Genomic DNA, 10,509 nt, shown 5'->3' with positions numbered 1-10,509 from the left:
AGGATCTAGCCTGGGGGGCGCGGCATTTCGGTAATGCCTGCACATGAGTCGCGTGATCCACACGTGTACGGCTGAGGAACGAGGCATCAGATGACCGACCCCGTGACCCTGGACGGCGAGGGCACCATCGGCGAGTTCGACGAGAAACGCGCCGAGAACGCCGTACGCGAACTCCTGATCGCGGTGGGCGAGGACCCGGACCGAGAGGGTCTGAAGGAGACGCCGGCACGGGTGGCGCGGGCGTACAGGGAGATCTTCGCGGGGCTGTGGCAGAAGCCGGAGGACGTCCTGACCACCACGTTCGACATCGGCCATGACGAAATGGTGCTGGTGAAGGACATCGAGGTCTACAGCACCTGTGAGCATCATCTGGTCCCGTTCCGGGGCGTCGCCCACGTGGGGTACATCCCGGCGGAGAGCGGGAAGATCACTGGGCTGTCCAAGCTGGCCCGGCTGGTCGACGTCTACGCGCGCCGTCCTCAGGTGCAGGAACGACTCACCACGCAGATCGCCGACTCCCTGATGAAGATCCTGGAGCCGAGGGGCGTGATCGTGGTCGTCGAGTGCGAGCACATGTGCATGTCGATGCGGGGGATCCGCAAGCCCGGCGCGAAGACCATAACGTCGGCGGTGCGCGGCCAGCTCCGGGACGCGGCCACGCGCAACGAGGCGATGAGCCTCGTCATGGCCCGCTGATCCCCGGCGGGATCATGCCACAGGCTCGGCTCCACCGTGGTTGTCGTCGTCGTCCTCCGGGAGTCTGCACACGCGTTCCAGGAAGATGGCGGACGCTATGACGGCGATGCCCGCGACGACCGAGAAGGCGGCGTAGAGGGCCTGGTCGCGGCGGGTGGGGATGTCCAGGAGTTCCAGGAGGAACAGGCCCGTGCCGCCGTACATGCCGGCGACCAGGGCCGCGACCAGGGCGCTGGCCTGGCCGAAGACGACCGCGCGGGCGGCCATCAGGGGGTCGACGCCCTTGGCGCCGGGCCGGCGCTCGCGCTGGGCCCTGAGCCGGGCGCGCAGCGACAGCGCCGTGGAGAGCAGGACCACCGCGATCAGCGCCAGCACGATCGGGGCGGCCACCGGCACGCTGGGCAGGGTCCCCACCGAGTTCCACAGGCGGGCGGCCGCCCAGGACAGCACCGCCGCGACGACGAAGACGCCGGCCAGCACCCTGATCCGCAGCTCTTTCACTGTTTTCCTTCAGCTCCCCCGCAGCGATGTGGTCGTCTCGACCTTAACGACTACTCGGGCAGTCGGAGTTCCAGGTCCCCGCGTGCTTCCACGCCGTGCCGCGTGAGGGCCGTCAGAAGCTCGGCGACCGAGCCGCGGCCGGGCAGCTGGGCCTCGGGGTCCACGTCGAACCAGGGCGCGAGCACGAACGCGCGTTCGTGGGCGCGCGGGTGGGGGAGGGTGAGCTGCGGGTCGTCGGAGACGACGTCGGCGTACGCGACGATGTCGACGTCGAGGGTGCGCGGGCCCCAGTGCTCGTCGCGCACCCGGTTGAACGCCTCCTCGATCGCGTGCGCCCGCTCCAGCAGGGAGGACGGCGGGAGGGTGGTCTTCAGCATGATGACCGCGTTGTAGTACGACGGCTGGCTGCCGGGCGCGACGCCCCACGGCTCCGTCTCGTACACCGGGGACACCGCCTTGATGCGGACGCCCGGGGTGTCCTCCAGCGCGTCGACGGCGCCCTGAAGGGTCTCCAGGCGGTTGCCGAGGTTGGAGCCGAGGGCGACCACGGCGCGTTTGGGGTTGGACAGGGTGGTGTCGGCGGCGTCGACCTGCTCGACGACGGAGGCGGGCACCGGCTGTACGGTCGGGTCGCTGGGCCCGCGCAGGGAGGATGCGGTCATACTCGGCTCCGGGTGATGGTGACGGTGACGTCGTCGAAGGGGACGGTGATGGGCGCGTCGGGCTTGTGGACGCAGACCTCGACCTCTCTTACCCCCTCGTGCTTCAGGCAGGCCTGGGCGATCCGCTCGGCGAGCGTCTCGATCAGGTTCACCGGCTCCCCCTCGACCACGGCGACGACCTCCTCGGCCACGATGCCGTAGTGCACGGTCTTCGCCAGGTCGTCGTCGGCCGCCGCGGGCCGGGTGTCCAGGCCGAGGACGAGGTCCACGAGGAAGGTCTGGCCCTCCTCGCGCTCCTTGGGGAAGACACCGTGGTGCCCGCGGGCCCTGAGGCCGCGCAGCGCGACACGATCCACGCGAATCACTCCTGCAATCGTCGGTGACGGCGAGGTCGCATCGCGTGCGGGCGATGGACCGGCCACCCACGAATCTACCTGCGGGCACCGACAGCAACGGGGTACGGAGCGGGCGGCGTGCGCCGGGTGGGGCAGGGTTCACCGGGTGTTCTCCCTGCAGAACCCGGCGGCTCACGGGCCGGTCGCCGTACCTACCGGCGAGTTCGTGATTCCAGCCACTTCTTCGGCGCGGATGGGCCGCAGGGGTCGTTCGACGGGCGCGCCGGCTCAGGAGGGCGTGTCCTCCTCCTCGTCCTCGTCGGTCTCGGAGAGCACGGGGGAGGCGTGGTGGGACCAGAGCTTCCAGCCGTCGTCGGTGCGCCGGAACACGTTCGTGGCGACGACCAGCTGACCGACCAGGGGTCCGAGTTCGTGGCTGCCCTCGGGGGCCGGGCCGCCGCTGAGGATGTTCTCGGTGCAGGTGACCAGGGCGGTGTCGCCGGTGACGGAGACGTGCACGTCGGTGAGGAAGAACTGGATGTAGTCGGTGTTCGCCATGATCAGCGCGTACGACCTCAGGACCTCGCCGCGGCCGGTCAGCACCGGCCAGCCGGGGTGCACGCAGGAGATGACGCCGGTGTCGGCCGGGTCGTGGTACTCCTCGTCGACGCCCAGGTCGGCGGGGGTGAGCCAGAGTCCGGAGACGGTCTCGAAGTCACCGCGTTCCAGTGCCTCGTAGAAGGCGGTGTTGGCGGCCTCGACGTGCTCGACGTCGGTGTGGGGGGCGCTCACCGGGCTCCCTCTGCGCGGTGGGAAGGGTTCTGCACGCCGGGCGCGGAGTTTGCCGCGCGTGCTCCCTCTATGGCGCGTGTGACGCGCACCGCGTCGGCCGTGGCGCGGACCTCGTGCACGCGTACCGCCCACGCGCCGGCCTGCGCCGCGAGCGCGGAGACGGCTGCCGTGGCCGCGTCGCGCTCCCTGGCCGGCGGGGGCGCTCCCTCGGGCCCGGCCAGGACCCGGCCGAGGAACCGCTTGCGGGAGGCGGCGACGAGCAGCGGGCGGCCCAGGGCGTGCAGCCGGTCGAGGTGGGCGAGGAGGACCAGGTCGTGCTCGGAGTCCTTGGAGAAGCCGAGACCCGGGTCGACGACGATCCGGTCCGGGGAGATGCCGCCGGCGAGCACGGCGTCCACGCGCGCGTGCAGTTCGTCGAGGACCTCGGAGACGACGTCGTCGTACACGCCCTTGACGTTGCCGCCCGCCAGGAAGCCGCGCCAGTGCATGACGACGAAGGGGGCGCCGGACTCGGCGACGACGGGGATCATGCCGGGGTCGGCGAGGCCGCCGCTGACGTCGTTGACGAGGGCGGCGCCGGCGGCCAGGGCCTGCCGGGCGACGGAGGCGCGCATGGTGTCGACGGACACGACGACGCCTTCGGAGGCGAGGCCGCGGACGACGGGGACGACCCGGCGCAGTTCCTCGTCCTCGTCGACCCGGGTGGCACCGGGGCGGGTGGACTCGCCGCCGACGTCGACCAGGTCGGCGCCCTCGTCCACGAGGGCGAGGCCGTGCTTGACGGCTGCCGTCGTGTCGAACCAGCGGCCGCCGTCGGAGAAGGAGTCGGGGGTCACGTTCACGACACCCATGACCGCGCACCGGTCCCATGCCGGAAGCCCTGTCACCTGGCCACGTCCGCTGTGGTTGTTCATACGTTCAGCGTAGGCCCAGGCCGGTCCCGGCAGCCCGGGTGGCCCGAGCGGAGCACCCCCGGGCTGGAGGGGGAGGGGCTCCACTCGGGCTCGTCACGGGCCGGCCCGTCACGGGTAGGCCGGCCATGGGGTCAGGCCGCGCGGACGTCGCGTTCGGCGGCGTGGTGGGGGCAGGGACGGGCCGGGGCGGGGGTGCGGCGCAGGAAGCGCGGCAGCGGGAGGGCGAGACTGACGAAGCCCTCGGCCTGCATCGCGGCGAAGCCGATGCGCGGGAGGTCGCCGGAGGCCCGGTAGACCACGAAGCGCGGCTCCCAGCGGGGCTGGAACTTGGCGTTGAACTTGTACAGCGACTCGATCTGGAACCAGCGGGAGAGGAAGACCAGCAGTCCGCGCCAGGCGCGCAGCACCGGTCCCGCACCGATCTTCTCGCCGCGGGCGAGCGCCGAGCGGAACATCGCGAAGTTGAGCGAGATCCGGGTGACGCGGAGTTTCGGGGCCGCCTGGAGGGCGGCCACGATGAGCAGTTCGTTCATGCCGGGGTCGGCCGAGCGGTCGCGGCGCATCAGGTCGAGGGAGACGCCGTCGGTGCCCCAGGGGACGAAGTGCAGGATCGCCTTGAGGTCGCCGTAGGGTCCGGGCTCCTCGTCGGACTTGTGGGCGGTGGCGATCAGGCAGTCGCCGTCGGAGGGGTCGCCGATGCGGCCGAGGGCCATCGAGAAGCCGCGTTCGGTGTCGGTGCCGCGCCAGTCCTCCGCCGCCCGGCGGATGCGCTCCAGTTCCGCGTCGCCGAGGTCACGGATACGCCGTACCCGGGTTTCGTAGCCGGCTCGCTCGATGCGCTTGACCATCTGGCGCACGTTGCGCATCGCGCGTCCGGCGAGTGAGAAATCCGCCACGTCGACCACCGCCTCGTCGCCCAGTTCGAGGGCGTCCAGACCGGTCTCGCGGGTCCACACCTCGCCGCCCGTCTCCGAGCAGCCCATGACGGCGGGGGTCCAGGAGTGGGCCTTGGCCTCGTCCATGAAGCGTTCGATGGCGCCGGGCCAGGCCTCGACGTCGCCGATCGGGTCGCCGCTGGCGAGCATCACGCCGGAGACGACGCGGTAGGTGACCGCCGCCTTGCCGCTGGGCGAGAAGACGACCGCCTTGTCGCGGCGGAGCGCGAAGTGGCCGAGGGAGTCGCGGGCGCCGTGCTTCTCGAGGAGGGCGCGCAGCTGGGTCTCGTCCTCCTCGGTGAGGTGTGCGGCCGGGTGTTCGGGGCGGAAGGCCAGGTAGATGGTGGTGACCGCGGTGATCAGGCCGAGCGCGCCGAGTGAGAAGGCGACCGTCCAGGACGTGGAGCCCTCGTAGTCGACGGGGCCTTCGAAGCCGAACAGGCCGTACAGGACGTGGGTGAGGCGGTCGGCCAGGCTCGGGTCGCCGATCGTGCGCTTCGGGTGGGCGCTGACGACGACCAGGCCGAGCGCGAGCGAGCCGGCGCTCATCAGGACGAAGTTGGCGAGGGCCCGCCACCGGCTGCGCGGGTCGGGCAGCGCCCTGAACTCGTCGCGGTGGATGACGAGCGGCACGAAGAGCGCCAGCGAGATGAGCACGCCGATGACCGAGTGCCGGTAGACGAACTGCGACACGGCGCCGGCCGGCAGCAGGGCGACCGCGGCCCGCCAGGCCCGGCGTTTGCGCCGCTTGAGGCCGTGCGCGAGCAGCAGCAACAGCACGCCGACGCTGAGTGAGAGCGCGGCGGCGAACGGTCCGAGCGAGCCGGGGAGCACCTCCGCCATGGCGTGCATACGGCTGTGCCGGAAGCGCGGGAACACGCCCGCCGCGATGTCCAGGACGCCCACGACGGCGCACGCCCTGCCGACCAGGGCGGGGACGGCCTCCGGGCGGGGGCCACGGACTATGCGCCGCACCCGGCCTGATCGGCTCGGAACCTCGCCCGACATTTCCCCATCTATCCTGACAGACATCGCATCCCGTAGTTCTGCGAGAGACCTTGAACCCGGTGCCGATCGGGGCATCCGGCGACATTGCGCCCTCTAGGACGGTGTCTCGGGCGGAGAGGTTCACTCTCCACCGGAAAGCCGGTTCAAAGGCCAGGGAAAGCCCGGGGCAAGCCTTGCTGAAAGCAGCGGGCGGCACGGGGGAAAGCGCAGGCAGGAAGCACCTCATGGGTCTCACGAGCAATAAAATGCTGGCATTGACGATCTTGTGCGCCGTACTGCTGTTCGTGGGCACGGTGTGGCTGTGGCCCCGGCTCGCGCGGCGGAACTGGCGCGCCGTCAGCGGGCGCGTCGGTCTTTTGCTGGCCACCCAGCTGGCGCTCTTCGCGTGCGTGGGGATAGCCGTCAACCAGGCTTTCGGTTTCTATGCGAGCTGGGCGGACCTGCTCGGCACGGAAACCGACCAGGGCGTCGTCGTCGACCACACGGCGAGCGGCCAGGCGGGCAGTCCGGTCCGCCTGGTGGCCACGTCCCAGGTGAACGGCCTGGGCGGTTCGCTGCCCCGCACGGCCGGTCAGGTCCAGCAGGTCGACATAGTCGGCCGTACGACGCACATCGCCACGCCCGCGTACGTGTACCTGCCGCCGGAGTACTTCCAGCCGCAGTACCGCACGCGCACCTTCCCGGTGGCCGTCGTCCTCAGCGGCTATCCCGGCACCGCGAGCGCGCTGGTCGACAAGCTGCACTACCCGCGCACGGAGCAGCACCTGGTGCGGGCCGGCCGGATGCGGCCGACGATCCTGGTGATGCTGCGGCCCACGGTCGCCCCGCCCCGGGACACCGAGTGCGTCGACATCCCGCACGGCCCGCAGACCGAGACCTTCTTCGCCAAGGACCTGCCCGACGCCGTACGCGTGCACTACCGGGTCGGGAAGCAGGGCGGCTGGGGGATCCTCGGTGACTCGACGGGCGGCTACTGCGCGCTCAAGCTGGCGATGCACCACCCCGGGACGTACGCGGCCGGTGCCGGGCTCTCCCCGTCGTACAAGGCGCCCCTCGATCCCACGACCGGTGATCTCTTCCAGGGCGACCAGAAGCTGAAGGACCGCGCGAACCTGTGGTGGTTCCTCGCCCACGAACCCGCTCCGGACACCTCCCTGCTGGTCACCAGCAGCAAGATCGGAGAGGGCAACTACAAGGACACGCTGAAATTCATCGCGCGCGTACAGGCGACCAACCGCACCCGGATCTCGTCGATCATCCTCGACAGCGGAGGTCACAACTTCAATACCTGGCGCCGTGAGATCCCGGCGACGCTGGAGTGGATGAGCGGGCGATTGGGCGAAGGCTGAACGCGGCCTTCCGCGAAGCCCCGGGAAGACTTCGTCGTCGCTGTGTTTTTACGGCCCGGGGCACCATCATTCGCCTACGCGCGGTAAGTTTCTGGCCATGCCACGTGGACGTCACCGTCATTCCCCGCCCTTGCACAGGCTGTTGCCTCCTTCGGCGATCGCCGGTGTCTCCCTCGTCTGCGCTCTCGGCCCCTGGCTGTCCTCCCAGCCGACGGTGCTGCGCACCCTGGCCGCGATAGCCGCGGCCACGGCCGCCGTCGGTGCCGCCGTGATGCGGCGCTGGGACAGCGAGGCGGGCAAGCAGGTGGCCGACCTCTCACGCGCGCGCGCGAGCGACGAGTGGCGCCACGAGGAGCGGATCGCCGAGCTGGAGACCGACCTCGAGGAGTCGCGGGAGCTGCGCACCAAGCTGGAACAGCGGCTGCGCGCCAAGCGCGCGGAGCTGGCGGGACTGCGCAACGAGCACGCGTCCCTGCTGCGCCGCTACGCCACGGCCGAGACCGAGCGCGCCAGCGCCCTGGAGGGCCGTCGGCTGCTGGAGATCGAGGCCGCCGAACCGTCGAACGCGCTCCCCGCGGCCCGGAGCGGGGACGAGCCCGCGCAGGCCGCCGGCCGGCCCACGGAGGCGGCGGAGCGGACGGGGGAGGAGCCGGCGGACGAGGAGCCGAAGGCCGCGGCGGTTGTCGCGGAGCCGACTCCCGGGGTGTTCTCGCCGGAGGGTTCCCAACTGTTCCTGCGGGCCAAGGTGGCATTGGCCCGGTTCGACCAGGGTGACGCCCCGGCGGCCGAGGCCGGCGCGGACACCGGGGCCGTGACGGAGACTGCTGCCGGAGCCGGGGCACCGAAGGCCGAGGCCGAGCCGGAGGACGAGGAACAGGGGAAGCCCGAGGCGGCCGACGGGCACACGCGCGCGGTCGCCGCCACCACCGCCGAGCCGGAGGGCACCGCCCCGGCGGCTGCCGAGGCCGAGGAGGACGCCGCCGTCACCACCGCGCCGTCCGCCAACTCCGTCCAGCCCTCGGGGCACTTCACGGTGCCGACCGCGGTCGCCGTGCTGCCGGCCGCACCCATCCCGCGCCCGCTGGTCACCGGAGGCTTCGACTTCTTCGGGACGCAGAAGGGGGCGGCGGGCGGCCTCGACAGCATGCACAACGAGGACCTCGCGGACGTCGTCGGCCAGGAGGCGCTCGCCCTGCACAAGGCCGAGTCCGAGGCCGAGTTCAAGACCGCGGACCCGGAGTCCCGGGGCATCGGCCAGGTCATCGACCTGACCGCGCACGACGAGACGGAGCAGATCAACCTCGGGGGCCTGCGCAGCGCCGCCTCCTGAAGCGGCGCCGCCTCCTGAACACGCGGCGATCCTGAGCCGGGACCTCCATGGGGTCCCGGCTCACGTCGTCCGGGGCTCCGACTCCTGCCGGGTCCGGCCGGCCGTCAGGCCGTCCAGCGGTCCGGCTGTCAGGCCATCCAGCGGTCCGGCCGGGCGGTCCGGCGCCCGGTCCGCGACCGCTCGGCCTGCTCCCGCACCAGCGCACCGGCCTCCTCCGCGTCCCGCAGCCGGGCCGTGACCGTCTTGTTGGCTCCCGTGTCCACATGGACGTCCGCGAGCCGCCACAGCCGCCCCCAGGGCCCTTGGGTCAGCCGTACGCTCTGGACCTTGGCGTGCGGGACGAGCGACAGCTTCCGGCGCAGCAGTCCGTGCCGCGCGGCGAACACCGCGTCCGTGACGGCCAGGCCGTGGCCGCGCCACCACAGCGGGACGCACCACCGGGCCCGCCCCGGCGGGCGCAGCAGTTCGCCGGGCACGGTCACCCCGGGCAGCACGCGCGCGACGACCGACTCGGCGACCGCGCGCGGGGCGACCGGCACCAGCACGGAGTTCTCCGACCCGGCCACGTCCAGCTCCACCCGGACCCAGCGCAGCGGCCGCCACAGCAGTGGCTCCACGATCCGCACGGTCTGCACCCGCCCCGGCGGCACCGTCTCGTGCGTCCGGTCCAGCAGCCCGTGGTCGATGCGGAGCCCGTCCGGGGACTCGGCGAGCGTCCAGTCGTACTCCGAGACGAACCGTCCCACGCTGGCCGTGGCCGCCGCGCCGAGCAGGGGCAGGGCGGTGGCGAGGACGGTCCACACACTGTGCGTGGCGATCCAGAGGAAGGGCGGTACGACGAGGGCGGCGGCCAGGGAGCCCCAGGTGGCGCCCGTCAGCACGAGGGAGAGCGCGAGCTTGTTCGGGGGTACGCGCATCAGCTCGTGCGCCGGGGCCTCGCCGACCTCGTGCGCCGTCTCGGGGGCGAACCCGGCGGCGCGCGCGAGCAGCTCCGCACGCAGTGTGCGGGCCTCCCCTTGGCCCAGGAAGGCGAGTTCGTCCTTCTTGTCGGTGCCGACGACGTCTATGCGCAGCTTGGCGACGCCCGCCACGCGCGCGAGGAGCGGCTGGGTGACGTCGACGGCCTGGATCCGCTCCAGCCGGATGTGCGCGGTGCGCCGGAAGAACAGGCCGGTGCGTATGCGCAGTTCGCTCTCGGTCACCGCGAAGTAGGTGAACCACCAGGTGAGGAAGCCGTACAGGGCGCCCGCCGTGACCAGGACGGCGAGGCCGCCGAGCAGCATGGTCGTGGTCAGCTTCGTCAGCTGCACCTGCGCCTGGTTCGGGTCGTGCACCGCCCAGCCGGCGATCACCGCGACCGGCGCCCACGCCCGCCGGAACGGCGTCACCGGGTGCAGCCGCCGCTCGGTGACGGCCCCCTCGGGGGGTATGGCGCCATCGGCGCCGGGCGTGCTCACAGGCCCGCCGATCGGGCCTCGCCGAGCTCGGTGAGCCGGTCGCGCAACCGCTCCGCCTCGGCCGGGTCGAGGCCGGGGATGGTCGCGTCGGTGGCCGCGGCCGCGGTGTGCAGCTGCACGCTGGCCAGGCCGAAGTGGCGCTCGACGGGCCCGGAGGTCACCTCCACCAGCTGCATCCGCCCGTACGGCACCACGGTCTCCTCGTGCCACAGCACGCCGCGGCTGATCAGCAGGTCGTCGGCCCGCTCGGCGTACCGCCAGGACCGCCAGTTGCGGCCCAGCAGCACCCAGCCCCAGGCCAGCGCGGCCAGCGGCAGCAGCGCGAACGCCGCCCACAGCGGGCCCGCGAGCAGGCCGAGCAGCAGCGCCACGGCCAGGGCGGTCAGTCCCAGCCACACCACCAGCAGCAGCCGGCGCATCCGCAGCAGGCCGGGCGGCAGCCCCGTCCAGATCGGTTCGGTACCCGTAGTCCCGGCGTCGGCCGGGCTCCCCGTCTCCATACGGTCAGCGTACGTAGGGGAGACTGGTTC

General features: G+C 72.2%; 11 protein-coding genes. 3 read left to right on the top strand and 8 right to left on the bottom strand.

Translation table 11 applies throughout. The annotated features are described in order from the left end of the window. Positions 1–90: 90 nt before the first annotated feature. Positions 91–696: a GTP cyclohydrolase I FolE gene (gene folE / locus ABZ646_RS11615; RefSeq protein WP_360516233.1), complete on the top strand. Its 606-nt coding sequence runs from the start codon at positions 91–93 to the stop codon at positions 694–696. A gap of 12 nt (positions 697–708) precedes the next feature. Here folE and ABZ646_RS11610 read toward each other — a convergent pair whose 3' ends face one another. The 6 genes from ABZ646_RS11610 to ABZ646_RS11585 all read right to left on the bottom strand — a co-directional run bounded on the left by ABZ646_RS11610 (position 709) and on the right by ABZ646_RS11585 (position 5,843). After that, a complete protein-coding gene (locus ABZ646_RS11610) occupies positions 709–1,197 on the bottom strand; it encodes a DUF3180 domain-containing protein (protein WP_360516230.1) in 489 nt (162 codons plus the stop codon). 50 nt (positions 1,198–1,247) lie between these two features. Beyond that, entirely contained in the window at positions 1,248–1,859 is a 612-nt protein-coding gene (gene folK, locus ABZ646_RS11605) for a 2-amino-4-hydroxy-6-hydroxymethyldihydropteridine diphosphokinase (protein ID WP_360516227.1), read from the bottom strand. Further along, positions 1,856–2,215, bottom strand: a complete 360-nt coding sequence (gene folB, locus ABZ646_RS11600) for a dihydroneopterin aldolase (RefSeq protein ID WP_046730900.1) — start codon at positions 2,213–2,215, stop codon at positions 1,856–1,858. Before folB ends, folK begins: the two co-directional genes overlap by 4 nt. Positions 2,216–2,482: 267 nt before the next feature. Then, positions 2,483–2,986: a nuclear transport factor 2 family protein gene (locus ABZ646_RS11595; RefSeq protein WP_132889409.1), complete on the bottom strand. Its 504-nt coding sequence runs from the start codon at positions 2,984–2,986 to the stop codon at positions 2,483–2,485. After that, positions 2,983–3,900, bottom strand: a complete 918-nt coding sequence (folP, locus tag ABZ646_RS11590) for a dihydropteroate synthase (protein WP_360516223.1) — start codon at positions 3,898–3,900, stop codon at positions 2,983–2,985. The genes ABZ646_RS11595 and folP overlap by 4 nt, the downstream gene beginning before the upstream one ends. Positions 3,901–4,031: 131 nt before the next feature. Continuing rightward, complete coding sequence (locus ABZ646_RS11585; RefSeq protein WP_360516220.1) at positions 4,032–5,843, bottom strand: phosphatidylglycerol lysyltransferase domain-containing protein; 1,812 nt, start codon at positions 5,841–5,843, stop codon at positions 4,032–4,034. Positions 5,844–6,067: 224 nt separating this feature from the next. Between ABZ646_RS11585 and ABZ646_RS11580 the strand changes: the two genes are divergently transcribed. Together ABZ646_RS11580 and ABZ646_RS11575 are read left to right on the top strand one after the other, a co-directional pair. Beyond that, on the top strand, positions 6,068–7,192 hold the full coding sequence (locus tag ABZ646_RS11580; RefSeq protein ID WP_360516217.1) for an alpha/beta hydrolase-fold protein: 1,125 nt from the start codon (positions 6,068–6,070) through the stop codon (positions 7,190–7,192). Positions 7,193–7,289: 97 nt separating this feature from the next. Beyond that, positions 7,290–8,522: a hypothetical protein gene (locus tag ABZ646_RS11575; protein WP_360516214.1), complete on the top strand. Its 1,233-nt coding sequence runs from the start codon at positions 7,290–7,292 to the stop codon at positions 8,520–8,522. Positions 8,523–8,650: 128 nt separating this feature from the next. On the opposite strand, the gene ABZ646_RS11570 is transcribed toward ABZ646_RS11575, so the two are convergent. Continuing rightward, positions 8,651–9,979, bottom strand: coding sequence for a PH domain-containing protein (locus tag ABZ646_RS11570; RefSeq protein ID WP_360516211.1), 1,329 nt, complete (start codon positions 9,977–9,979; stop codon positions 8,651–8,653). Further along, entirely contained in the window at positions 9,976–10,479 is a 504-nt protein-coding gene (locus tag ABZ646_RS11565; protein ID WP_360516208.1) for a PH domain-containing protein, read from the bottom strand. The genes ABZ646_RS11570 and ABZ646_RS11565 overlap by 4 nt, the downstream gene beginning before the upstream one ends. Positions 10,480–10,509 lie beyond the last annotated feature (30 nt).

The organism is Streptomyces sp. NPDC007162 (genome assembly GCF_040634175.1).
GTDB lineage: Bacteria > Actinomycetota > Actinomycetes > Streptomycetales > Streptomycetaceae > Streptomyces.
The sequence above is the reverse complement of the archived record's forward strand: the minus strand, read 5'-3'. Positions and strand labels throughout refer to the sequence as shown.

What these genes read in the sequence shown, in the direction of transcription:
- folE (WP_360516233.1), top strand. Translation starts at nt 91, where the DNA reads ATGACCGACCCCGTGACCCTGGACGGCGAGGGCACCATCGGCGAGTTC.
- folK (WP_360516227.1), bottom strand. Translation starts at nt 1,859, where the DNA reads ATGACCGCATCCTCCCTGCGCGGGCCCAGCGACCCGACCGTACAGCCG.
- folP (WP_360516223.1), bottom strand. Translation starts at nt 3,900, where the DNA reads ATGAACAACCACAGCGGACGTGGCCAGGTGACAGGGCTTCCGGCATGG.
- ABZ646_RS11585 (WP_360516220.1), bottom strand. Translation starts at nt 5,843, where the DNA reads ATGTCGGGCGAGGTTCCGAGCCGATCAGGCCGGGTGCGGCGCATAGTC.
- ABZ646_RS11580 (WP_360516217.1), top strand. Translation starts at nt 6,068, where the DNA reads ATGGGTCTCACGAGCAATAAAATGCTGGCATTGACGATCTTGTGCGCC.
- ABZ646_RS11575 (WP_360516214.1), top strand. Translation starts at nt 7,290, where the DNA reads ATGCCACGTGGACGTCACCGTCATTCCCCGCCCTTGCACAGGCTGTTG.
- ABZ646_RS11565 (WP_360516208.1), bottom strand. Translation starts at nt 10,479, where the DNA reads ATGGAGACGGGGAGCCCGGCCGACGCCGGGACTACGGGTACCGAACCG.